We start from the raw sequence: 23,922 nt of genomic DNA, 5'->3' as shown, positions 1-23,922 counted from the left end.
GTGGGGTCCCGCGAACCGGGGCCCCACCGCTGTTCCAACCCCCACCACAGACCCGAAAGGGCCGCAGTGACCAGCTCCAACCAGAACGGCGCCACCTACGCCGCCGCCGGTGTCGACATCGAGGCGGGCGACCGCGCCGTCGAGCTCATGAAGCAGTGGGTGAAGAAGGCCAACCGCCCCGAGGTGGTCGGCGGTCTCGGCGGCTTCGCCGGCCTCTTCGACGTCTCCGCGTTCAAGAACTACGAGCGGCCGCTGCTGGCCTCGGCCACCGACGGCGTGGGGACCAAGGTGGCCATCGCGGCCGCCATGGACAAGCACGACACCATCGGCCACGACCTGGTCGGCATGGTCGTCGACGACATCGTGGTGTGCGGTGCCGAGCCGCTGTTCATGACCGACTACATCTGCGTCGGCAAGGTCGTCCCGGAGCGGGTCGCCGCGATCGTCAAGGGCATCGCCGAGGGCTGCGCGCTGGCCGGCTGCGCCCTGGTCGGCGGCGAGACCGCCGAGCACCCGGGCCTGCTCGGCCCGGACGAGTACGACGTCGCGGGCGCCGGCACCGGCGTGGTCGAGGCGGACGCGCTGCTGGGCGCCGAGCGGGTCCGGGCCGGCGACGTGGTGATCGCGATGGCCGCCTCCGGCCTGCACTCCAACGGCTACTCGCTGGTCCGCCACGTGCTGCTGAACCAGGCCGGCTGGAAGCTGGACCGCAAGGTCGAGGAGTTCGGCCGCACCCTCGGCGAGGAGCTGCTGGAGCCGACCCGGATCTACTCGCTGGACTGCCTGGCGCTGATCCGGGCCACCGAGGTGCACGCCTTCTCGCACGTCACCGGCGGCGGCCTGGCGGCCAACCTGGCCCGGGTGATCCCGGACGGCCTGCACGCCCGCCTGGACCGCGGCACCTGGACCCCGCTGCCGGTCTTCCGGACCGTCGCCGAGGTCGGCAAGGTGGCCACCCTGGAGATCGAGAAGACGCTCAACATGGGCGTCGGCATGGTCGCGGTCGTCCCGCCGCACTCGGTGGACACCGTGCTGGCGGTCCTGGAGGACCGCGGCGTGGAGTCCTGGGTGCTGGGCGACATCGTCGACCGCACCGCCGAGCACGAGGACGGCGCAGCCCTCTACAACGCCTACGAGGGCTTCACGGCGGGCTGAGCCCCGGCCGGTGCGCGGAAGGCCCCTCCGGCGGCGCCGGAGGGGCCTTCCGCGTCCGCTGCCCGAGTCCCGGTGCCCGAGGGCAGCGGACGCGGGTGCGGGAACGCCGAAAACCGGCCCGGTGCACTGGGCACCGAGGCCGGTCTGGTCAGACTCGGACTGGGAGACTACGCGCGACGGCGGGCCTGCGATGGCCCGGTACCCGACTCGGTGTCGTCGTCCTCGCCGTCATCGGCGTAACGAGCCGCGTACTCCGCGTACGGGTCGTCGTCCTCGTCCTCTTCGATCGGCTCCGGCTCGATCGGGGAGGTGGAGGGCGATACGCCCAGCTCGCTGGAGAGACGATTGGCGTCGAACCCGCCGCTGTTGTACTTCAGCTCGCGGGCGACCTTCGTCTGCTTGGCCTTGGCCCGGCCGCGCCCCATGGGTCGACCCCCTCAACGATGGGGCTCACGGCCCCGAGTCTGACACGTGTTCATGATCAAGAGCGGCCTGCCCGAATGGGGAGAACCGTCCCTTGGAGCATTAACGGTACCTGTTTCTGCCGCTGGACGGTACGTCGTCAGTGTGACGTGGCGCGCACCAGCCGCACCCGCGACCAGGTCGTCCCAGGTCAGGGGAGGTTTTGCGGCTTTCTGCACGCTGTCCGGAGGTGTCTCAGGTCCGTTGTTTCCTCGTCGATTATCCCCCCAAGGGGGACCTTGGATCACCCGATCGGGTGCAGAATCGAGAATCCGGTTCCACATTGTGATGCGCGGGGGACGGACGTGGACGTCCCCCGCGCATCGTCGGTCGGGCGCCGGGCGGGCACCGGTCGAGCCGGGCCCGGCCGGACCGGGATCAGCCCCGGCGGGCGCCCGGCAGCAGCACCGAGCGCAGCGCGCTGATCTCCCGCATCCGCTTCTCCGCGAGGCGGTCGGCGGCGACGGCCGGCGGCACGCCGTCGGCGGCGGCCCGGGTGAAGATCTCCAGGGTGGTGTCGAAGATCTTCGTCGCCTTGTTCTTGGCGCGCTCGAAGTTGAAGCCGTCGATCTCGTCGGCGACCTGGATGACGCCGCCGGAGTTCACCAGGTAGTCCGGGGCGTAGAGCAGGCCGCGGTCGGCGAGGTCCTTCTCGACGCCCGGGTGGGCCAGCTGGTTGTTGGCGGCGCCGCAGACGATGGCGGTGCCGGACTCGCCCAGCGCGGCCACGGTGTCGTCGGTGAGGGCGCCACCGAGCGCGCAGGGGGCGTAGACGTCCAGCTTGGCCTGGAGCAGCGCGGCGGTGTCGGCGACGACCTCCACCTCCGGGTGGGCGGCCCGCACGCGGTTGACGGCCGCCTCCGAGACGTCGGTGACGACGACGGTGGCGCCGTCCGCGACCAGGTGGCCGACCAGGTAGTGGCCGACCTTGCCGACGCCGGCCACGCCGACCCGCTTGCCGCGCAGGGTGGGCTGACCCCAGCGGGCCTGGGCGGAGGCGCGCATGCCCTGGAAGACGCCGAAGGCGGTCAGGATGGACGAGTCGCCGGCGCCGCCCTGCTCGGGCGAGCGGCCGGTGACGAACTCCGTCTCGCGCGCCACGACGTCCATGTCCTGGACGTAGGTGCCCACGTCGCAGGCGGTGATGTAGCGGCCGCGCAGCGACTCCACGAAGCGGCCGTAGGCCCGGAGCATCGCCTCGTTCTTGTCCTTGTTCGGGTCGCCGATGATGACGGCCTTGCCGCCGCCGAGGTCGAGGCCGGCCAGCGCGTTCTTGTAGGACATGCCGCGGGAGAGGTTGAGCGCGTCCTCCAGCGCCGCCTCCTCGGAGGCGTACGGGAAGAAGCGGGTGCCGCCGAGGGCCGGGCCCAGCGCGGTGGAGTGGATGGCGATGATCGCCTTCAGCCCCGAGGAGCGGTCGTGGCAGAGGACGACCTGCTCGTGGCCGTCGCCGGTGGCGCCGTCCTGGGAGTTGCCGAAGATCCTGCCGAGCACGCCGGGTGCGGAGTGGGTCGGGGCGGCGGTCTGTACGTCGGTCACTGTGGTGACTCCAGTATTCGAGGCCCGCTTGCTGTGGTGCGGGCGCCTAGGGCGAAGCGTAGTCGCGGGGGCGCCGACGATCCGCCCCCTTGGCGAAGCTCGTCCCGGTTGTCCGAGGGGTGAGACGGGGGTGGTCGCCAGCAGCCCGTTCACGCCCCGGGGGTGCGTCCGCGAACGGGGCCGGCGGCGGCCACCCGCCGCCGGACACTCCCGGGCGGCGGGGGGTGCGTGCGACGATGCAGGACGTGACCGTCGTCCGTACCTCCGTGCTGCCGCCCTACGCCGCGCACCTGCGGGTCTACGAGCCGCTGGCCGCCTACCCGGAGCCCGACCGGGCGCACTGGCAGGCCTTCGCGGCGGAGCACGGCCCGGACGCGCCGGAGGCGGGCCGCTCGGTGGCCGCCGCGGCGCTGGCGGAGCAGCGCACGGCCCTGGCCGAACTGGTCGGCCGCACCCCCCGGGCGCTGCCGGAGCGGGAGAGCGAGCGGGCCTTCGTCCGGCTGGTGGACGGGGTGCTGTACATCTGTCCGTGGGCGACCAGACTGCGCAACTGGCAGGCGCTGGAGGAACTGCGGGCCGGGGCGCCGGTGGCGCTGCTGGACACCGCGCTGCCGCCGGCCACCCGGGCGGAGGCGGAGGCGGACCGGGAGCGCTGGCGGGCGGAGCACCCGGACGCCCGGCCGTGGATCCTCACCAGCCGGTGGGAGGTGCCGGTGCGGTGGTTCCTGCCGTTCGGGGACGAAGATCGATGCTTCGTTCCCGCAGGGGCGGGGGAGAAGGGAGGGGAAGGAGTCCGGGGGGACCGGGCGTCGGCGTTGTTCTACCTGACGCCGATGGCGCAGGCGCGCCGCCGGGTGGCCCGGGCGTACCGGGCGTTGCGCGAGGCGGTGCCGGAAGGGGAGCTGGTGCGGGGGGCGGAGCAGATCGGGCGGTGGCTGGAGGAATTCCATCCGCGGTCGCTGGTGGAGCTGGACTACGGGGGGCTGGTGCACCTGCTGGGGCCGGACAGGCTGTTGGCGGACCGTTCGGCCGGGGAACTGGAGGACGGGCTGCGGGCGCTGCGGGCGGGGGACTCGGCGGAGGCGCTGCGCGCGTACGAGGCGCTGACGACGCGCTGGCGGCGGGTGCTGGCGCTGCGCCACGCGAACTGAGCCGGACGGGCCCGGGTGCGGCCGGGCCGCGCTGAGGGGGCGTCATCGCTGGCCGGGGCGGGTGTCGGTGGTACTTGTCAGACTGTAAGAGTCTTACGGCCTGACCCGTGTGACCAAGGTCCTGGTTCGGGTCAATACCTGTCGAACGTGACACTACTCACTGTTGACGCGAACTCACCCCTATGTGCAAAAATGGGACAACCAGCCCAACTTCACGTGAGCGTGCCCACTTTTGGGTGGTTCTGGAGTCGATGCGTGCTTTGCGGGGAAACGGAGGGTCTGGTCCCCTCATAACCGAATGTCACTATTAGGTGACCGCCCGTTATGAGGTGGTCCATCGCGATCCGTCGGCCTTGAACCCGTGAGGGGTCAATTTTGGCGGTTTGGTCGATAGGGCTGGACGGATGGTGTAGTTGTAGACACCAGGACAAGCCGTTCGTCCTATAACCGACTCGGCCCGTCTATGCCATTTCGGGCATCGCGGGCCAAGGTGCAGAATTTGAAGGATAGAACCGCCCTGGTTCGGTTCTCCCGAGGAGGCCGCTCATGACCGCTCGTACCCCCGATGCCGAGCCCCTGCTGACTCCGGCAGAGGTCGCCACCATGTTCCGTGTGGATCCCAAGACCGTGACCCGCTGGGCTAAGGCCGGCAAGCTCACGTCGATCCGCACGCTGGGCGGCCATCGCCGTTACCGTGAGGCGGAGGTGCGCGCCCTGCTGGCCGGTATTCCGGCGCAGCGCACCGAGGCCTGACCGGCCGAACGCTCAAGGCTCTTTCGAAGGGGCTGCTTACCGGACTCCGCCGGGTCCGGTAAGCAGCCCCTTTGTTTGTTCCGACGGGCCCGGGCGCAGTTCGTCCACGGCACTCCCGTGCTCGTGCGATCCATCCGGAATGTTGAACTCCGGATAACGATTTGAGGGAGAAGAGGTGGGGGGGATTTACTGTGAATAGCAGTACAATTTTACATATTAAATTAGCCCCTTCCGGGAAGGGGGCCCGAAGGGCCGGTTCCCGGGAATGTCGGGTGACGACCATCACACGCATAGTCACTTGTGGTCTAGACCTAGTCCGGGTAAAAGGGCCGGCCCGGCAAACGCGAAAGGCCCGGAACCAAACGGTTCCGGGCCTTTCGACTACGGCGATCCCGACGGGACTTGAACCCGCGACCTCCACCTTGACAGGGTGGCGAGCTAACCAACTGCTCCACGGGACCAGAGTGTTCCTGATCCGTCCGCTCCGCTTGTCCTTGTCGGCCGCGCTGCGAACAAGACAGATCGTAGCCCATGTGGGGCCCCCAGGTCGAACCGGCTCCGAACCGGCTCCCGAGGGCCCCCGGCGCAGCTCAGAGCGTGGCCCTGGCCGCCTCCATCGCCTTGGTGATCCGCTTCTCCGAGACCGGCGACGGCGTGCCGAGACCCTGGGCGAAGAAGCTGACCCGCAGCTCCTCGATCATCCAGCGGATCGCCCGCACCTCCGGGGAGGGCTCCCGCCCGGCCGGGACGGCCGCCAGCAGTTCCCCGTAGGCCTGCTGGACCTGCTGCACCTTCAGCAGCTGCTGGGCGTCCCGCTGTGGGTGGTTGGGCAGCGCCTCCAGCCGGCGGTCCACCGCCAGCAGGTAGCGCTTGAGGTCCGGCAGCCGCTGCCAGCCGGTCTCGGTGACGAAGCCCGGGTGCACCAGCGAGGCCAGGTGCAGCCGGATGTCGTTCACCGCGTTCAGCAGCACCGGGCTGCTCACCGACTTCAGCCGGGTCGACGCCTTGTGGAAGGCGATCAGCGCGGTGGCCGTCTTCAGCGTGGTGTCCGCCGAGAGGTCGTACAGATCGGCCCGGACCTTGTCGCGCAGCACGCCGAACGCCGCCTCGTCCCAGGCCGGTCCGCCGGCGAGCGTCATCAGCCGGTCGGCGGCGCAGGCCACCACGTCCTCGAAGAGCGCCGGGATCGAGCCGTGCGGGTTGTACGACAGCGCGAGCTTGGCCTGGTTGCCCAGCCGGCCCTGGATCGACTTGGCGGGCGAGGTGGTGGAGAGCATCAGCAGCCGCCGGGTGCCCTCCCACATCGCCTGCTCCTGCGCCTGCGGGGTGTCGAACAGCCGGATGCCGACCGTCTCCCGCTCGTCCACCAGCGCCGGGTAGGCGCGCAGCGCGTGGCCGCGGGAACGCTGCTCGAAGGTGCGCTGCAGCACCGGCAGCCCCTCCGGCCAGGCGGTCAGCCCGGACTGCTCGATGCCCCGGCCGGAGGCGGCCGAGGAGAGCGTCTCCTTCAGCTTCGGGTTGAGCCGCTGCCGCAGCTCCTCCAGGTCCTTGGACTCGGCGAGCTTCTTGCGGCCGTCCACCACCCGGAAGGTCACCTTGAGGTGCTCCGGGACCCGTTCCTCGTCCCAGGCCTCCGGCGGCACGGTGACCGCCGTCAGGCGCTTCAGGGCGTGCTCCAGGGCCGGCAGCAGCGGTTCCTGGCGCTCCTGGTGGTTCCTCAGGTCGCGCAGCGCGGCGCGGGCGAAGTCCGGGGCGGGCACGAAGTTGCGCCGCACCGCCTTGGGCAGCGCCTTGATCCAGGCGGTGACCAGCTCCTCGCGCAGGCCCGGGATCTGCCAGTCGAAGCCCTCCGCGGTGACCTGGTTGAGCACCGGCAGCGGGATGTGCACGGTCACGCCGTCCGCGTCGCTGCCCGGCTCGAACTGGTAGGTGAGCTGGAAGCGGAGCTTGCCCTGCTGCCAGTGGTCCGGGTAGTCGGCCTCGGTGACGCCGTCGGCGGCGTCGTTGATCAGCATCGACTTCTCGAAGTTGAGCAGGTCGGGCTGGTCCCGGCGGGCCTGCTTCCACCAGGAGTCGAAGTGCCGGGTGGAGACGATGTCGTCGGGCAGCCGGCCGTCGTAGAACTCGAACAGGGTCTGGTCGTCGACCAGGATGTCCCGGCGGCGGGCCCGGTTCTCCAGCTCCTCGACCTCGCTGAGCAGCTTGCGGTTCTCGGCGAAGAAGCGGTGGTGGGTCTCCCAGTCGCCCTCGACCAGCGCGTTGCGGATGAACAGCTCGCGACAGAGCTCCGGGTCGATCCGGCCGTAGTTGACCTTCCGCTGCGCGACCACGGGCACCCCGTAGAGGGTGACCTTCTCGTACGCCAGGACGGCCCCGGACTTCTTCTCCCAGTGCGGCTCGCTGTAGTTGCGCTTCACCAGGTGGCCGGCCAGCGGCTCGACCCACTCCGGCTCGATCTTCGCGTTGATCCGGGCCCAGAGCCGGGAGGTCTCCACCAGCTCGGCGGACATCACCCAGCGCGGCGGCTTCTTGAACAGGCCGGAGCCGGGGAAGACCGCGAACCGGGCGCCGCGCGCGCCGCCGTACTCGCGCTTCTCCACGTCGAACAGGCCGATGTGCGAGAGCAGGCCGGCCAGCAGCGACTGGTGGATCCGGTCGGCGTCCGGCTCGGCGTCGTCGTGCGCCTCCTCGATGGTGACGCCGAGCTGCTTGGCGACCGTGCGCAGCTGGGAGTAGATGTCCTGCCACTCCCGTATCCGCAGGTAGTTGAGGAACTCGGCCTTGCACATCCGGCGGAACGCGGAGGAGGACAGCTCGCGCTGCTGCTCCCGCACGTAGCGCCACATCGACAGGAAGGAGAGGAAGTCGGAGGTCTCGGAGGTGAAGCGGCGGTGCCGCTCGTCGGCGGCCTGGCGCTTCTCGGCGGGGCGCTCGCGCGGGTCCTGGATGGAGAGCGCGGCGGCGATCACCATGACGTCGCGCACGCAGCCGTTCCGGTCCGCCTCCAGGACCATCCGGGCCATCCGCGGGTCCACCGGGAGCTGGGACAGCTTGCGGCCGAGCGGGGTGAGCCGCTTGCGGACGTCCTTCTCCTCCGGGTCGAGCGCGCCGAGCTCGTGCAGGAGGCTGATGCCGTCCTTGATGTTGCGGGAGTCCGGCGGGTCCAGGAACGGGAAGGCGGCGATGTCGCCGAGGCCGGCGGCGGTCATCTGGAGGATGACCGAGGCCAGGTTGGTGCGCAGGATCTCGGCGTCGGTGAACTCGGGGCGGGAGAGGAAGTCCTCCTCCGAGTAGAGCCGGATGCAGATGCCGTCCGAGGTGCGGCCGCAGCGGCCCTTGCGCTGGTTGGCGCTGGCCTGGCTGATCGCCTCGATCGGCAGCCGCTGGACCTTGGTGCGGTGGCTGTAGCGGGAGATCCGGGCGGTGCCGGGGTCGATCACGTACTTGATGCCGGGGACGGTGAGGCTGGTCTCGGCGACGTTGGTGGCCAGCACGATCCGGCGGGAGTGCGAGCGCTGGAAGACCTTGTGCTGCTCGGCGGAGCTCAGCCGGGCGTAGAGCGGCAGGATCTCGGTGCTCTTGAGCTTGAGCTTGGTGAGCGCGTCGGCGGTGTCGCGGATCTCGCGCTCGCCGGAGAGGAAGACCAGGATGTCGCCCGGGCCCTCGGCCTGGAGCTCCTCGGCGGCCTCGCAGATCGCCTGGATCTGGTCGCGGTCGCGGTCCGCCTCGTCGGCGTCGCCGTCCTCGTCGCCCTCGTCCACGACCGGGCGGTAGCGGACCTCGACCGGGTAGGTGCGGCCGGAGACCTCGACGATCGGGGCGTCCTCGAAGTGCCGGGAGAACCGCTCCGGGTCGATGGTCGCGGAGGTGATGATCACCTTGAGGTCGGGGCGGCGGGGCAGCAGCTGCTTGAGGTAGCCGAGCAGGAAGTCGATGTTGAGGCTGCGCTCATGGGCCTCGTCGATGATCAGGGTGTCGTACTGGCGCAGCTCGCGGTCGGTCTGGATCTCGGCGAGCAGGATGCCGTCGGTCATCAGCTTGACCAGGGTGTCCGGGCCGACCTGGTCGGTGAACCGGACCTTCCAGCCGACCGCCTCGCCGAGCGGGCTGCGCAGCTCCTCGGCGACCCGCTCGGCCACCGTGCGGGCGGCGATCCGGCGGGGCTGGGTGTGGCCGACCAGGCCGCGCACTCCGCGGCCCAGCTCCAGGCAGATCTTGGGGATCTGGGTGGTCTTGCCGGAGCCGGTCTCGCCCGCCACGATCACCACCTGGTGATCGCGGACGGCTTCGAGGATCTCGTCCTTCTTCTGGCTGACCGGCAGCTCGGCGGGGTAGTCGATGGCGGGCACGGCGGTGCGGCGGCGCTCGACCACCAGCTCGGCCCTGGCGACGTCGGCGGCGATCTCGGCGGCGATCTTCGCGCGCGCCTCGGGTTTGCGGACCCGGCGCGCGCCGTCCAGCCGGCGGCCGATCCGCACCTGGTCGCGCAGGGTCAGCTCGGGCAGGCGCGCGGCCAGCTCGCCGATGCCGGGCCCCTCGCTCCGGGCGGACTCGGCGGCGGACTGGACTGCGGGAGAACTCACGGCGGGCATCCCTCTAGGTTCGCAAGGAGATGCGGTCGGGCGCACCTCGGTTTTCGAGCGACTCCAGTGTCACAGGGGACGCCGGTCCGCTGCCAACGGCGGCCCGGGACGCCGTCGGCACCGTCCGGAGCGGGCCGGCCGCGGTGCGTGAGGAGCGGCCGGGCTCACCTCGTCAGGAGGAAGACCAGCGTGCCGAGCGGGACGAGGACGAGCGCGACGAGGTAGCCGGCCACCGTGGGCGGGATCCGGTCCCGCAGCTGCCTCCGGGGCCGGACCCGGCCGGACTCCTCGGTGCTCAGCTCCCACCGGGCGAGGATGCGGCGGTACTGCTCCTCGAAGTCCGGGGAGGGGTAGAGGGGGCTGTCCGCCAGCCCGGGGAGCGCGCGGCGGCGGCCGTCGGCGAGGAACATCCGCACCTGGGACGCGGTCCCGCCCTCGGCCTTGGTGGTCCGCACGTCGATCCAGCGGATCTCCTGCCAGGGGTGGGTGCGTCCGCGCCCGAAGCCCCAGCAGACGGTGATGCCCCCGGGCCCGACCGCGCTGAAGCTCCGCCGGGCGAGCGCCAGGCCGAGGCCGATGAAGGCGAAGGTGCCGCCGGCGAGCCACAGGGCGCCGGTGAGGCCCAGGCCGCGGATGGTGGCGGCGGCCTCGACGGCCGGGACGAGGAGCACCAGGGCCAGGTGCGCGGGGGACGGGCGGTAGCGGTCCCGCCCGCGGAAGACCAGTTCGCCTGCGTCCGGTGCCCCGGGTCCGGACCCGGCCGGCGTCACCACTTGTGGATCACGATCACGGGGACGACGGTGCCGATCACGACGATGGCCACCAGGGCGACCAGCTGGGAGGTCGGCAGGTCGAGGAACTTCTTCGGCGGTCGCACCCGGGCGGCGGGCTCGGTGCTGAGGTGCCACCAGTTGTGCACCCGCCACACCTGCTCGTCGAAGTCGGGCGAGGGGTGCGAGTGGTCCTGGACGAGCCCGGTCAGGAAGCGGCTGCGGCCGTTGGCGAAGTGGATCTGGAGCATGCGGCACGGCCCGAACCGGCTCTCCGTCTCGTACACCTCCATCCACCGGACGTCCTGCCAGGGATAGGTGCGGCCGCGGCGGCGGACGGGGCCGTGGATGGTGATCCCGGCGGGGCCGACCGTGCTCCACGAGTCGCGGGCCACCAGGCGGGGGACGGAGAGGACGGCGATGCCGCCGGTCATCCAGAGGAGGGTCGTGGTGCCGAGGTCGTACACGACCCGGGCGCCGGCGATGGCCGCGGCCATCCCGAACCAGATGGCGAAACTCCAGGACCAGTGGTACCGGTCCTTCGAGCGGAAGGTCAGTTCGTCCACGGTCGAAACCCTACGCCCCGGGTGATCATGTGTCATCACCCGGGGCGGGACCTGTTGTTGGGGCGCTGATCAGCCTTCCTGGAGGACGAAGTCGCGGACCAGGCGGGACCACTCGGCGCCCTGCTCGTAGACGACGACGTGACCGCTGTCGATCTCCGCGTAGGTGCTGCCGGTGATGGCGTCGGCGAGCTCGCGGGAGAGCCCGACCGGGACGGTGGCGTCCTGGGTGCAGCCGATCACCAGGGTGCGGGCGGTGATCCGGGGCAGCAGCGGGCGGATGTCGGCGCGCAGGTTGAGGTCGATGTGGCGCAGCGCGCCCTCGGTGGGCTGGTTGCCCTTGATGATGCCTTCGAGCGCGGCGTGGTCCAGCGAGTTGAGGTGGTCGCGGCTGAACGCGGTCAGGGTGCCGAAGCGGCCGAAGGCGTCGGCGTCGCCGCGGATGGCCTGCCAGGTGGTCATGTGGTTGCGCAGGTAGGCGTCGTCCGGGCGGCTCCAGCCGGAGGTGAGCACCAGGCTGCGCACCAGCTCGGGGCGCAGGGCGGCGAGGGTGGCGGCGACCACCGAGCCGAGCGAGAAGCCGACCACGTCGGCCGGGCCGTCGCCGGCCGCCTCGATCACGGCGGCGATCTGCTCGGCGAGCAGTTCGGGGGTGAGCTCGCGGCCGTCGTCCTCGGTGTCGCCGCAGCCGGCGAAGTCCGGCAGCAGGACGGTGCGGACGTCGGTGAAGTCACCGGTGAGGTGGCCGAAGGTGCCCGCGGCGCCGAAGCCGGTGCCGTGCACGAAGACCAGGGGAGGGTGGCCGGAGCCCGCCACGGTGTAGGAGACGCGGGCGCTGGGGCTTTCGACGATGGGCATGGCGGAGGTTCTCCTCGAGGAAGCGGAACGGAAGGGCGGACGGAAGGCGGAACGGGTAGCGGAACGGAGCCGGGGCGGGGTCGATCAGGCCAGGCTCTTCGCGGCACCGTCGTCGACGGCGTCCGCGGCCGGGCGGGGGGCGCGGTCGAAGCCGAGTGCGACCAGGACCAGGGCGACGATGCCGCCGGTGGCGACCAGGACGGCGGTGCGCAGGCCGTCGGTGGTGGCCGAGCGCAGTGCCTCGCCGGTCAGGCCCTCGGTGCCGGCGTTGGCGATCGCCACCAGGGCGCCGAGGCCGACCGCGCTGCCGACCTGCTGGCCGGTGGAGACGATGCCGGAGGCGATGCCCTGCTCGTAGGGGTGCACCCCGGTCGAGGAGGCGGCGAACATCGTGGTGAAGATGACGCCCTGGCAGACGCTGAGCACCACCAGGCCGGGCAGCAGGGCGACGTAGCTGCCGTCCGGCTCCATGGCCAGCGCCGCCGCGGCGGTGCCGAGCGCGCCGAACAGGTAGGAGGCGATCAGCGTGTTGCGGGCGCCGAAGCGGGTGGCGAGCCGGCCGCCCAGCATCGAGCCGAGGAAGCCGCAGGCCATCGGGATCAGGAAGGCGACGCCGGTGCGCAGCGCGCTGTACTCGTGCACGGTCTGGAAGTAGACGGTCAGGAAGTACAGCAGGGTGCCGAAGCTCGCCATGAACAGGAAGGTGGTGAGCACGCCGGTGGACAGGTTGCGGTTGCGGAAGAGCCGCAGCGGCATCAGCGGGTCGCCGGCCCGGGACTCGATCGCCACGAAGGCGGCGAGCAGGCCGAGGCCGAGCACGGCGGTGATCAGCACCAGCGGCGAGGTCCAGCCGGAGGCGGGTGCCTGGACCAGGGTGAAGACCACCAGGGTGGCGCCGGCGGTGGAGGTCAGCGCGCCGGGCAGGTCGAAGGAGCGGCCGCTCCCGCGCGGGCCGTCGGCGGCGATCAGCCGGGGCGCGAGCAGGGCGGCGCCGCCGGCCAGCGGCACGTTGACGTAGAAGACCGCCTGCCAGCCGAAGGCCTCGGTGAGCACCCCGCCGGCCAGCGATCCGATGATCATGCCGCTGGCGCCGGCCGCCGCCCAGACCGACAGGGCCCGGTTGCGCTCGCGGCCCTCGGCGAAGCCGGTGACCACCAGGGCGAGGGTGGCGGGGAACAGGAAGGCGCCGCCGAGGCCCTGCAGGGCGCGGGCCGCGACCAGCAGGCCGGGGACGTTGGCCAGGCCGCCGAGCAGCGAGGAGCCGGCGTACAGCAGCAGGCCGAGGACGAACATCCGGCGGCGGCCGAAGAGGTCGGAGGCCCGGCCGCCGAAGAGCAGGAAGCCGCCGAAGGCGACCGCGTAGGCGCTGACCACCCACTGCAGGGTCTGTGCGGAGAAGCCGAGGCCGCTGCCGATCTCCGGGAGCGCCACGTAGACGATGTTGTAGTCGATCGAGACGATCAACTGGGCGAACGCCAGCAGGGCCAGCAGGAGGCCCGAGCGGCGCGGCCCGGCGGCCTGCTCGGCGCCGGCGGACGGGGACATGGGGGAGCCTTTCGGTGGCGGTCGGGGGGAGCGTCGGCCAGGGGCGTACGGGGCGTACGGGGCGTACGGGGCGTGCGGGAGGTGCGGGGGACGCGGGGCGAGCCGTCACGGCCCGGGGGTCAGGACGACCCGTCGGCCGTTCAGCTCGCCCTTCTCCAGCCGCTGGTGGGTCTCGCCGGCGGCGCTCAGCGGATGGATCTCCAGGGCCCGTGGGCGCAGCCGGCCGGCCGCGAGCAGCCGGTTGACGGCGACCGCGGCCTCGGCGAGCTCGGCGGTGGTGGCGTGCGAGATGACGAACCCGCGGATCGAGCCGTCCTTCATGTAGAGCCGGCCGGCGGGCAGTTCGGGGCGGGAGCGGGCGCCGGCGAGCAGCACGATCCGGCCGCGCGGGGCGAGCAGGTCGACGGCGGTGGCGAGGTCGTTGGTGCCGGAGGTGTCGAGGTGGACGTCGATGCCGCCGGGGCAGGCGGCGCGGAGCAGGTCGGGCAGGTCGGGGGCGCGGTAGTCGAGCACCTCGGCGGCGCCGAGGGCCCGGCAGTGCCCGGCGTCGCCGGGGTTCGCGGTGGCGACCACCCGGGCGCCGGCCTCGGTGGCCAGCACGATCAGGGCGCCGCCGACGTTGCCGCCCCCGCCGCCGACCAGCACGGTCTCGCCGGTGCGCAGCCCGCCGTGGGTGAACAGGGCGAGGTACGCGGTGGCCGCGGGGTGGACGACGGCGACGGCCTCGGCCGGGTCGGTGTCCGGGGGGAGGTGGTAGAGCCGGTCGGCGGGGACGGCCGCGCGCTCGGCCGCCGCGCCCTGCCGGCCCTCGTGGCCGAGGCTGTTGCTCCAGACCCGGTCACCGGGGGTGAAGCCGGGGGCGCCGGGGCCGGCCCTGACCACCGTGCCCACGAGGTCCCGCCCGATCACGAACGGGAAGGGCAGGGCGGTCGGGAAGAGCCCCGAGCGGACGAAGGTGTCGACCGGGTTGACCGACACGGCGGTCACCTCGACCAGGACGTCGGTGGGGCCGGGGACCGGCTCGGGCACCTCGCCGTGACGGATGACGGTGGCCGGTCCGAGCTGCGGAATGAACGCTGCACGCATGGGGCCGATCCTGCGGGAGATGCGCACGGGCGGCGTCGGATCGCGGCATCGTTCGTCAACTCCCTTGTCTCGGAAGGAAAGCAGGGTGTGGACGGGTTGTCCCCCGACCTGACATAGATGCTACACCGATCGGTGCAATCTCTCATCTGCACGGAGTAGTTTACTTGGTCTGCGGGTGGGGCCGGCCTGCCTCCGTCCCCACCCATCGCCCGACCCCAAGGACGGAACCATGGCCACCGACCGACTCCTCGCCCAGCCGGGACCGAGACCCGCCGGCGGGAGCGGACCGGGCACGACGCGCCCAGCCGCCGTCCGTCTGCCGTCCCTGACCGGCCTGCGCTTCCCCGCCGCCCTCGCGGTCTTCGCCTACCACGCGGCGCTGCCGATCCCCACCCTGCGGTTCTTCGCCGACGACCGCGCCGAGTACCGCTTCACCGACCTCGCCGACCAGGCCGGCGGCCTCGGCGTGGCCTTCTTCTTCGTGCTCAGCGGCTTCGTGCTGACCTGGTCGGCCCGCCCCGGAGACACCGCGACCGGGTTCTGGCGGCGGCGCCTGGTCAAGATCGTCCCGAACTACGTGGTCACCTGGGCGCTGGCCCTGGTGCTGTTCGCGGGTGCCTACACCCCGGTCCGCACCGCCGTGCTCAACCTGCTGATGGTGCAGGTCTGGATACCCGACTTCAACACCTACTTCAGCGTCGACCCGCCGAGCTGGTCGCTCGGCGCCGAGCTGGTCTTCTACCTCTCCTTCCCGCTGCTGCACCGGGCGCTGCGCGCGATCCGCCCCGAGCGGCTGCCGTACTGGATAGCCGGGGCGGTCGCCGCCGTCGTCGCCACCCCCGGCCTCGCCTACCTGCTGCTGCCCGACACCCCGGGCGTTCCCGGGGGCTACGGGGCCTCGGTCTCCCAGTACTGGTTCGCCTACGTGCTCCCGCCGGTGCGGATGGTCGACTTCGCGCTCGGCATCCTGGTCGCGCTCGCGGTGCGCTCCGGCCGCTGGCGCGACATCGGCATGGTCTGGTCCGGCGTGCTGCTGGTGGCCGGCTACGCCGCCACCCGCTGGGTGCCCTACCTGTACGCCCAGCGGGCCCTCACCGTGCTGCCGATCGCGCTGCTGGTCGCGGCCACCGCGATCGCCGACCGGGACGGCCGGTTCACCCCCTTCCGCAACCGGACGATGACCTGGCTCGGCGAGATCTCCTTCGCCTTCTACCTGCTGCACTTCGTCGTGCTGACCGAGCTGCGCGACCTGCTCGGCACCCGGATGTACTCCACCGTCGAGGGTGTCGGCCTGCTGTTGCTCGCCATCGCGGTGACCGTGCTGCTCTCCTGGGTGCTGTACCGGCTGGTCGAGGCGCCGATCACCCGGCGGTTCTCCGCCCCGCGCCGCAAGCCGGCCGGGACGGCCGCGGCGCCGTCCTCCGCGTCACCCTCGTCCTCCTCGTCCTCCCCGTCCCCCTGACCTTCCCGACCGACGTTCAGAAAGCGAGCCGTACCCATGGGCAAGATCCTCGTCACCGGGGCGACCGGCCAGGTCGGCGCCGAGGTGCTGGCGCACCTGCTGGCGGCCGGCGCCGACGTCCGGGCCGGCGCCCGGACCCCGGAGAAGCTGACGCCGCCGGCCCCGGCCGACACCGCCGTGCTCGACCTCACCGACCCCGACACCTACGGCCCGGCGCTGGCCGGGGTGGAGAAGGTGTTCCTCTACGCCGTCCCGCAGAGCACGGCCGGCTTCCTCGCCGCGGCGAAGGAGGCGGGCGTGCGGCACGTCGTGGTGCTCTCCTCGCAGACCGTGGTGGAGTCCTTCCCGGTGCAGAAGCCGATCGTCGAGATGCACCGCGCGGTCGAGGAGGCGGTGCTCGCCTCCGGGATCCCGCACACCTTCCTGCGGCCGCACAACTTCGCCACCAACATCCTGATGTGGGGCTGGCCGGAGTCGATCCGGGCCGAGGGGCGGATCCGCTTCCCGTACCCGGAGTCGCACAGCGACGCGATCCACGAGAAGGACATCGCCGCGGTCGCGGCGGCCGTGCTCACCGGGGCGGGCCACGAGGGGCAGGCGTACTTCCTCAGCGGCCCGGTCTCGATCACCCAGCGCGAGCAGCTGGCGGCGCTGTCCGAGGCGCTCGGACGGCCGCTGGAGTTCGAGGAGCTGACCGAGGCCGAGGCGCGCGAGGCGCTCGCCCCGATCGTCCCGGTCTGGGTGATGGACGCGGTGGTCGGCTACTGGGCCGGCTCCGACGGCGTCCCCACCGAGGTGTCCGACACGGTGGAGCGGCTCACCGGCCGCCCGGCCCGGACCTTCGCCGAGTGGGCCCGCGACCACGCCGCGGACTTCACCGCCTGAGTGCCCGACCCGGGCCCGCCACCGGGGCCCGCCGTACCGGAATGCGGATCCGCCGCACCGGTCGGCGGGACCCCGGTGGCCGGGCCACCACCGACCGCGCCGGACGGGTGGGCCGCGCACCTTAGCGGGACGGGGCGCGAAGCCTAGGGTCTGGACACGGACCCCGGCCGTGAGTACGGCGCAGCCACACCGCGATTCGAGGGGGGACCGATGAGCGGAACAGCCATGACCCGACCGCTGCCGGTGGAGCCGCAGGCCCCGCCGGAGGACGGCCGGTTGCTCGACGCCTCGCACGAGGTGCTGCTCAAGGAGCTGTGCGGGGTGCTGTTCGCCTCGCTCCCGCGCAGCGACCAGCGCCGCAAGGGCGCGCAGTACCTGCGCGGACTGCTCGGCGCGAGCGGACGCAAGTCGATCCGCAACATCGCCACCATGGTCGGCGGTCCGGCCGCCGAGCAGAGCCTGCACCACTTCATCACCAGCTCCACCTGGGACTGGGGCCCGGTCCGCCAGGCGCTTGCCCAGCACCTCGCCCGGATCGCCCCGCCGCAGGCCTACGTGCTGCGGCCGATGGTCGTCCCGAAGGCCGGCGACCACTCGGTGGGCGTGGACCGCCGCTTCATCCCGGCCCTCGGCCAGGTGCTCAACGCCCAGCAGGCGGTGGGCGTCTGGGCCGCCTCGGAGAGCTTCAGCGGGCCGGTCAACTGGCGGCTGCACCTGCCGCGCACCTGGCTGGAGGACGCGCCGCGGCGCAGCCAGGCCCTGATCCCGGACGAGGTGGACGCGGAGAGCCTCGGCGACTGCGCGCTGGAGGCGGTGCTCGGCCTGCCCGCCCGCTGGGGCCTGCCGGCCCGCCCGGTGGTCGCGGACGCCCGGGACGCCGACGGGCTGCGGCTGGTGCGCCGGATGCGGGCCGAGCGGGTGCCGATGCTGGTCCGGGTGAACGGCTCCTTCCCGCTGCGGCCGGTGGCGCCGCTGCCCGGCCACCCGGCCGGGCCCGGGCCGGCCTGCCAACTGCTCACCGCCGCCCGGGAGCTGCGCCGGCCGGTGGTCTGGTCGGACGCGGCGGGCGCGCTGCGCGCCGGGCTGGTGGCCGCGGTGCGGGTGCGTCCGGCCTGGCCGGGGCCCGCCCGGGCGGACCGGGGGCGGCGCGGCGGCGCGGACCTGCTGTTGCTCGGGGTGGGCACGGTCGGCGGGCGCTGGCCGGCCGAGCTGTGGCTCACCGACCTGGTGGACCTGCCACCGGCCGGGCTGGTGCGGCTGGCCCGGCTGGCCGAGCGGGTGGACCGGGACTTCACCCGGACCGCCGACCGGGTCGGGGTGCGGGACTTCGCCGGGCGCTCGTTCGGCGGCTGGCACCGGCACATCACGCTGGCCTCGGCGGCGCACGCGGTGGCGGTGCTGGCCCGCGGCGACGACCGGCCGTGAGCCCCGGGCGGGCGTCAGCCGCCCGGGCCGGGGTGGCCGTTGCGGCTGTCGCTCGGGCCCCGGGCGTCGCGGGTGTTCTGGGTGTCCCGGGTGTTCTGGCTGTCGAGGGCGTCGGGGCTGTCCGACCCGTCGCGGGAGTCGCGGCCGTCCCGGCCCTCGCGCCCCTCGCGACCGTCCCGGGTGTTCCGGGTGTTGCGGTCGAGCAGTACCCGGCGCACCCGGCAGAGCTTGAGCGCCAGCTGGATCTCGAAGGAGCGCTCGGGCTTCAGCCAGTCCGGGCCGAGCAGTTCGCCGATCCGCTCCAGCCGCCGGGCCACCGTGTTGGGGTGCACGTGCAGCCGCTGCGCCGCGTGGGTCGGGCTGTTGCCGGTCTCGAACCAGGCCTGCAGGGTGCGGGTCAGCTCGGTGAGCCGCTGCCGGTCGTAGTCGAGGACCGGCCCGACGGCCGACTCGATGAACCCGTCGATGTCATGGTTGTCCGCCAACAGAACGCCCACGAACCCGAGTTCGCGCGCGGAGGCGGCACGGCCGACGGCGCCCAGCGAGGTCATCGCGTCCAGGCAGCGCAGCGCCTCGCGGTAGCCGTGCAGGACCGAGGTCGGGTCGCAGACCGGCCCGGCCGCGCCGACCGTCACCGGCAGGCCGAGCAGCGGGGTGAGCTCCTCGGCGACCGCCCTGGCGGCCCGGCCCGGATCGGCGCCGGGCAGCAGCAGTACCGCCCGGCCGTTGTGCACCCGTTTGAGGCCGCCCATCCGGTGGGCGTACAGGCCGGCCCAGGTCGCCGTCCGCCCCTGGGCCTCGCCCTCGGGCCGGGCGACCACCAGGACGTGCTCGGCGGACAGGTCGATGCCCAGCCGGCGGGCCCGCGCGGCCAGTTGCTGGGGCGGGCGCTGCGGGTTGCTGAGCAGTTCGTCGAGCAGCTCGTCGCGGACCGGGCGGGCCGGGGCGGCCGACCGCTCGCCCTCCAGCAGCAGGGCGACCGCGAGGGCCTGCGCGACGCTCTGGCAGAACTCCGCGGCGCGTTCGGCACGTTGGCCGGACGGGCGGGCGAGCAGGGTGCCGAGGTCGGTCGAACCGGCGCGCACCGGGGTGGCCCAGAGCGGTCCGGCCAGCCGGACCGGACGCCCGGCTGCGTGGGTGTCGACGGCGGTGGCCAGCACGGTCGGCTCGTCGAGCTCGGGCAGCTCGCCGGCCGAGGCGAGCACGGTGCCGTCGCTGGCGTACACCCGCAGGCCCAGGTCGAGCCGGCGGCCGGCGTCCCGGACCAGGGCGTGCGGGTCGCGGCCGGAGAGCGCCAGGTCGACCAGGCTCCGGTGCACCTCGGCGAGTTCACCGGCCGGGTCCGCCCGGTCCGTGCCGCCCGAACCGCCCGAACCTTCCGTGCCGCCCGGACGGCCCGCCTCGTCCGAACGGTCCGCCGGGGCGACCGGCCGGCCCGGCGGACCGGCGGGCGCCCGGGAGGCCCGCTCCAGCAGCCGGGCCTTCTCGATCGCCACCCCGGCGAGGTCGCCGAGCGCGGCCATCAGCGAGATCTCGTCGGTGGTGAAGTAGCGCACCGCGCGCTCGGCGACGTACAGCGTGCCGAACGGCCGGCCGCGGTGGCCCAGCGGGACGGCCATCACGGCCCGCAGCCCCTCGGCGCGGATCGTCGCGTCGACCACCGGGCTGCGCCGGATCCGCTCGTCGGCGAGGTAGTCCGGGGTCCAGAACGGCCCCGGGTCGGCCGGTACGCCGCCGCCCAGGCCGAAGCCGTCGGGCACGGCCAGGCCGGCCCGCAGCGACCCGCAGGTGCCGTCGGTGGTGCGGATCCGCACCGGCTCCGGCCCCGGCTCGCCGCCGGGCGGTTCGGTGGTGGTCAGGCAGGACAGGTCGGCGCCCAGCAGCAGCCGGGCCCGGCGGGTGATCACCCGCAGCAGGCTGTCCAGTTCGTAGGGCAGGGCCAGGTCGCGGGCGGTGTCGGCGAGCGCGGTCAGCCCGGCCTCGCGCCGGCGGCGGCGCTGGGACTGGGAGCGGATGGACAGACCGAGCTGCTCGATCCGGCAGAGCGCCGCCCGTTCCCGGGCGGACTCGCAACCCCGCCGGGCCTGCTCGACCAGCTCCGCCACCTCGGCGGCCGGCGCCTCGCTGGCCAGCAGTTCCAGGACGTTGAACGCGATTGAGTCGGCCGACCGTCGCGTCATGACCTTCCCTCCCCCAGGCCCTCCTGGACGAAGGAGTGCGTGACGGCCTGCTGATCGGAAGGTATGCGGGGGCGGTTGGTCCCGTCAAGAACGGGTCCGGGCGCCCGCCGGGGGCACATGCCAAGGCGGTGACGGCCAGTCAGCCCTCCGGCGCGATCAGCTCAGTCGGGCCGGTTCCGGATCGCCGGACAGGCCGGCCGGGCGGCCCTCGACGGCGGTGTGCAGCCGCCGCCAGTGCTCGACCAGCCCGGGGACGCTCTCCTCCTCCAGCCGCCGGGCCACCGCGCCGTAGTCGATGCCGAGCCGGCCCAGCCGGTCGAGCACCGCGCGGGCCGCCTCGTGCCGGCCGAGCAGGGTGTCGCCCTCCAGCCGGAGCTTGCGGACCGCCTCCTCCAGCACCGGCCGGGTCATCGCGTGCGCGGTGCCCCAGGACACCAGCCCGGCCACGTACCGGGCCTGCGCGGCGGCCCCGCCGAGCGCCGAGTCGGTCCACAGCAGCCGCTGCGGGCGCGCCCCCGAGGCGCGCAGGGTGCGCCAGCGGCCGTCGCCGAGCCGGTCCTCGTAGGCCCGGTACATCAGCCGGGCCGCGGCCTGGGCGGTGAGGCCGCGCAGCGCCGCGGCGTCCGGCCCGGGGATCGCGGCGAGCCGCCGGTCGATCTCCCGGTCGACCCGGCCGACCGGCAGCGAGGCCACCGAGGCGATGCCGGCCAGCCGGTGGCCGGCCGCCAGCGCCTGCTCCAGACCGTCGAAGTAGGCGTCCACCACCTGCCCGTAGCGCCGCACCGAGTAGAGGCCGGTGGCGTGCACGCCGAGCCCCAGGCCCAGGCAGTCGCGGATCGCGGTCAGCCCGGCGGGGGTGGCCGGAATCTTCACCAGCAGGTTGGGCCGGTCCACCGCGCGGGCCAGTTCGACGGCCTCCGCGACGGTCGCGGCCGGGTCGTGGGCCAGCCGCGGGTCCAGGTCGGCGGAGACCAGGCCGTCGTGGCCGTGGGTGGTGCGGAAGACGCCGAGGAACTCCTCGCAGACCAGCCGCAGGTCGTGCACGGTGGCGGCCCAGACCGAGCCCTCGGGGGAGACGTGGTGGCCGGCCAGCCGGGCCAACTGGTCGGCGTAGGCCGGATCGTGCCGCAGCGGGCCGGCCAGCAGGGCGGGGTTGGTGGTGGCGCCGCGCAGACCCCTGCGCTCGATCAGCCGGCCGAGCAGGCCCGAGGCGGCCAGACCGCGGTGGATCCCGTCCAGCCAGGGTGAGACGCCCTCGGAGATCAGCGGCCGCAGGTCTCCGGTGCGGGGCGAGGCGGCCGGCGGCTTCTTCACTGCGGGATCACTGCTCCTCGGCTCTGCGACGGTCCGCAAACGGGCCGTGGACCGAGGATAGGGAGCAATTCGTGCCCGGAAAAGCGAGTCCTCCGGTCAATGTCAGGTCGGGACCGGTGAAGTGATCGGCGAGTATTTGATGGAGTCCGCCGCCACCTGACGAAGTGCCGGGAACTCCGTTGGCCGCTCGCCGGTCCACGGTCAACGATCAGGGGAACGCCGCGCCGTCGCCCCCGAGGAGTTCACCGCCGTGACCACCATTGCCGTCATCTATTACTCGTCGACCGGAAATGTCGCCAGGCTGGCCGAGGCGGCGGCCGACGCCGCCGGGAAGGCGGGCGCCGAGGTGCGGCTGCGCCGGATCGCGGACCTGCCGGACGACACCTACGTGCCGGGCACCGAGGAGGCCGCCCGGGAGCTGCGGGTCCGTACCGCGGACGTGCTCGAGGCCACCCTCGACGACCTGGCCTGGGCGGACGGCATCCTGATCGGCACCCCGGTGCGGTTCGGCCTGCCGGCCGCGCCGGTGCTGCGGTTCGTCGACTCGACGGCGCCGCTGTCGATCCCCGGCGGGCTGGCCGACAAGGCGGTCTCCGCGTTCACCTCGGGCTCGGCGCCGCGCGGCGGCCACGAGACGACGATCCTCGCGCTGCACAACGCCTTCTGCCACTGGGGCTCGCTGATCCTGGCCACCGGCTCCACCGACCCGGTGCTGTTCCGCCCCAACAACGGCAACCCGTACGGGGCCAGCGCGGTCTCCCGCAACGTGCCAGGTCAGGTGCACGAGGAGAACATCGCCGCCGTCGAGTTCCAGGCCCGCCGGGTGGTCCGGGTGGCCGGACTGGTCCGCGGCCTCGCCGACTAGCGACCGGACGGGTCCGCCCACCCGGGAGGGAGAGCACAGTGCACGACCCGCTCGCGGCCGCCCTCGCCGGCCGCCCCGCCGGGCAGCAGCCCGATTGGCCGGATCCGGTCGAACTCGCCGCCGTCCGAAAAGAGTTGGCCGACCGACCGGCCCTGGTGGAAGCCGCCGGGGTGCACCGGCTGCGCGCCCTGCTCGCCCGGGTCGCGTTGGGCCGCGCGCACGTCCTGCAGGCCGGCGACTGCGCCGAGGACCCCCAGGAGAGCAGCTCCGGGGACGTCGCCCGCAAAGCCGCGCTGCTCGACCTGCTGGCCGGCCGGCTGAAGCTCACCACGCACCGCCCGGTGGTGCGGATCGGCCGGATCGGCGGCCAGTACGCCAAGCCCCGTTCGCGCCCCACCGAGCTGTGCGACGGCGTCGAACTCCCGGTCTACCGAGGCCATCTGGTCAACGGCCCGGAACCCGACCGGGCCCGGCGCACCCCGGACCCGCGCCGGCTGACGGCCGGCTACGAGGCGGCCCGGCGGGTGATGGACCACCTCGGCCGGCTCGCCCCCGGCGAACCGGCCGCCGTCGGGCCGCCGCCGTGGACCAGCCACGAGGCGCTGCTGCTGGACTACGAACTGCCGCTGCTGCGCCGGGACGAGCGGGGCCGGCCGCTGCTCGCCTCCACCCACTTCCCGTGGATCGGCGAGCGCACCCGCGACCCCGACGGCGCCCATGTCGCGCTGCTCGCCCGGGTGGTGAACCCGGTCGGCTGCAAGGTCGGCCCGGCCACCACCGCCGAGGAGCTGCTGCGGCTGTGCGCCCTGCTCGACCCGGGCCGCGAGCCCGGCCGGCTCACCCTGATCGCCCGGCTCGGCGCGGACCGGGTCGCCGAGGTCCTGCCCGGGCTGGTCCGCGCCGTCCGCACGGCCGGGCACCCGGTGGTCTGGCTCAGCGACCCGATGCACGGCAACACCGTCCCCGGGCCGGACGGGCTGAAGACCCGGCTGGTGCCGGCACTGGTGCGGGAGGTCGAGGCCTTCCAGCAGGCCGTCCGCGCCGAGGGCGGCGTCGACGGGGGACTGCACCTGGAGACCACCCCGGACGACGTCACCGAGTGCGCCGACGACGGGTCGGGACTGGCCCGGGTCGGCGACAAGTACACGAGCCTGTGCGACCCGAGGCTCAACCCGGGCCAGGCGCTCGCCGTGGTGTCCGCCTGGCGCCCCTGAGGCCCGGTCCCGGCCGGAGTCCGGGTCCGGTCCCGGCCCGCACCCGAGTCCGGGCCCGGGCACCGCACCACCCCGTTCCGTCCCGTGCACCACCCCAACCCACCCGCGGCCC

The 23,922-nt window shown here is 73.4% G+C and carries 18 protein-coding genes and 1 tRNA gene; 8 read left to right on the top strand and 11 right to left on the bottom strand.

What is annotated here, in order from left to right; translation table 11 throughout:
- Positions 1-66: 66 nt before the first annotated feature.
- Positions 67-1,155, top strand: a complete 1,089-nt coding sequence (gene purM, locus ACFVVU_RS06190) for a phosphoribosylformylglycinamidine cyclo-ligase (RefSeq protein ID WP_355362162.1) — start codon at positions 67-69, stop codon at positions 1,153-1,155.
- A 167-nt stretch (positions 1,156-1,322) separates the two neighbouring features.
- Here purM and ACFVVU_RS06185 read toward each other — a convergent pair whose 3' ends face one another.
- Positions 1,323-1,580 (bottom strand): DUF3073 domain-containing protein, encoded by a 258-nt coding sequence (locus tag ACFVVU_RS06185; protein WP_327679361.1) that lies wholly within the window; start codon positions 1,578-1,580, stop codon positions 1,323-1,325.
- A gap of 415 nt (positions 1,581-1,995) precedes the next feature.
- Entirely contained in the window at positions 1,996-3,156 is a 1,161-nt protein-coding gene (locus tag ACFVVU_RS06180) for a Glu/Leu/Phe/Val dehydrogenase dimerization domain-containing protein (RefSeq protein ID WP_380685288.1), read from the bottom strand.
- A 245-nt stretch (positions 3,157-3,401) separates the two neighbouring features.
- Between ACFVVU_RS06180 and ACFVVU_RS06175 the strand changes: the two genes are divergently transcribed.
- Together ACFVVU_RS06175 and bldC are read left to right on the top strand one after the other, a co-directional pair.
- Positions 3,402-4,307 carry a hypothetical protein gene (locus ACFVVU_RS06175; protein WP_387788556.1) on the top strand — a complete coding sequence of 302 codons (906 nt, stop codon included), beginning with the start codon at positions 3,402-3,404 and terminating at the stop codon, positions 4,305-4,307.
- A 546-nt stretch (positions 4,308-4,853) separates the two neighbouring features.
- Positions 4,854-5,060: a developmental transcriptional regulator BldC gene (gene bldC / locus ACFVVU_RS06170; protein ID WP_014137253.1), complete on the top strand. Its 207-nt coding sequence runs from the start codon at positions 4,854-4,856 to the stop codon at positions 5,058-5,060.
- Positions 5,061-5,447: 387 nt separating this feature from the next.
- Here bldC and ACFVVU_RS06165 read toward each other — a convergent pair.
- From ACFVVU_RS06165 to ACFVVU_RS06135, 7 genes are all read right to left on the bottom strand, one after another.
- Positions 5,448-5,521 (bottom strand) — tRNA-Asp (locus ACFVVU_RS06165).
- Positions 5,522-5,650: 129 nt separating this feature from the next.
- Positions 5,651-9,652: an ATP-dependent RNA helicase HrpA gene (gene hrpA / locus ACFVVU_RS06160; RefSeq protein ID WP_387788555.1), complete on the bottom strand. Its 4,002-nt coding sequence runs from the start codon at positions 9,650-9,652 to the stop codon at positions 5,651-5,653.
- Positions 9,653-9,807: 155 nt separating this feature from the next.
- The gene (locus tag ACFVVU_RS06155) at positions 9,808-10,413 is read right to left on the bottom strand and encodes a hypothetical protein (RefSeq protein ID WP_387788554.1); all 606 of its coding nucleotides are present in this window, start codon (positions 10,411-10,413) and stop codon (positions 9,808-9,810) included.
- Positions 10,410-10,979 (bottom strand): hypothetical protein, encoded by a 570-nt coding sequence (locus ACFVVU_RS06150; protein ID WP_387788553.1) that lies wholly within the window; start codon positions 10,977-10,979, stop codon positions 10,410-10,412. The genes ACFVVU_RS06155 and ACFVVU_RS06150 overlap by 4 nt, the downstream gene beginning before the upstream one ends.
- 69 nt (positions 10,980-11,048) lie before the next feature.
- Complete coding sequence (locus ACFVVU_RS06145) at positions 11,049-11,834, bottom strand: alpha/beta fold hydrolase (RefSeq protein WP_387788552.1); 786 nt, start codon at positions 11,832-11,834, stop codon at positions 11,049-11,051.
- Positions 11,835-11,918: 84 nt separating this feature from the next.
- Positions 11,919-13,379, bottom strand: a complete 1,461-nt coding sequence (locus tag ACFVVU_RS06140) for an MFS transporter (RefSeq protein WP_387788551.1) — start codon at positions 13,377-13,379, stop codon at positions 11,919-11,921.
- A gap of 105 nt (positions 13,380-13,484) precedes the next feature.
- Positions 13,485-14,465 (bottom strand): NADPH:quinone reductase, encoded by a 981-nt coding sequence (locus tag ACFVVU_RS06135; protein ID WP_387788550.1) that lies wholly within the window; start codon positions 14,463-14,465, stop codon positions 13,485-13,487.
- A 229-nt stretch (positions 14,466-14,694) separates the two neighbouring features.
- Between ACFVVU_RS06135 and ACFVVU_RS06130 the strand changes: the two genes are divergently transcribed.
- From ACFVVU_RS06130 to ACFVVU_RS06120, 3 genes are all read left to right on the top strand, one after another.
- Positions 14,695-15,927 carry an acyltransferase family protein gene (locus tag ACFVVU_RS06130; protein WP_387788549.1) on the top strand — a complete coding sequence of 411 codons (1,233 nt, stop codon included), beginning with the start codon at positions 14,695-14,697 and terminating at the stop codon, positions 15,925-15,927.
- 36 nt (positions 15,928-15,963) lie between these two features.
- Positions 15,964-16,812 carry an NAD(P)H-binding protein gene (locus tag ACFVVU_RS06125; protein WP_380686561.1) on the top strand — a complete coding sequence of 283 codons (849 nt, stop codon included), beginning with the start codon at positions 15,964-15,966 and terminating at the stop codon, positions 16,810-16,812.
- Positions 16,813-17,022: 210 nt separating this feature from the next.
- Positions 17,023-18,237, top strand: coding sequence for an IS701 family transposase (locus ACFVVU_RS06120; protein ID WP_387788548.1), 1,215 nt, complete (start codon positions 17,023-17,025; stop codon positions 18,235-18,237).
- Positions 18,238-18,251: 14 nt separating this feature from the next.
- On the opposite strand, the gene ACFVVU_RS06115 is transcribed toward ACFVVU_RS06120, so the two are convergent.
- On the bottom strand, positions 18,252-20,417 hold the full coding sequence (locus tag ACFVVU_RS06115) for a helix-turn-helix domain-containing protein (RefSeq protein ID WP_387788547.1): 2,166 nt from the start codon (positions 20,415-20,417) through the stop codon (positions 18,252-18,254).
- Positions 20,418-20,573: 156 nt separating this feature from the next.
- The gene (locus ACFVVU_RS06110) at positions 20,574-21,731 is read right to left on the bottom strand and encodes a transaldolase family protein (protein WP_380685095.1); all 1,158 of its coding nucleotides are present in this window, start codon (positions 21,729-21,731) and stop codon (positions 20,574-20,576) included.
- A 250-nt stretch (positions 21,732-21,981) separates the two neighbouring features.
- On the opposite strand from ACFVVU_RS06110, the gene ACFVVU_RS06105 reads away from it, so the two are divergent.
- Both ACFVVU_RS06105 and ACFVVU_RS06100 read left to right on the top strand, forming a co-directional pair.
- Complete coding sequence (locus tag ACFVVU_RS06105) at positions 21,982-22,596, top strand: flavodoxin family protein (protein ID WP_387788546.1); 615 nt, start codon at positions 21,982-21,984, stop codon at positions 22,594-22,596.
- Between the two features lie 38 nt (positions 22,597-22,634).
- The gene (locus ACFVVU_RS06100; protein ID WP_380685094.1) at positions 22,635-23,810 is read left to right on the top strand and encodes a 3-deoxy-7-phosphoheptulonate synthase; all 1,176 of its coding nucleotides are present in this window, start codon (positions 22,635-22,637) and stop codon (positions 23,808-23,810) included.
- Positions 23,811-23,922 lie beyond the last annotated feature (112 nt).

The sequence above is a fragment of the Kitasatospora sp. NPDC057965 genome (assembly GCF_042887135.1).
Classification (GTDB): Bacteria; Actinomycetota; Actinomycetes; order Streptomycetales; family Streptomycetaceae; genus Kitasatospora.
This window is presented reverse-complemented; position numbering and strand designations above follow the sequence as displayed.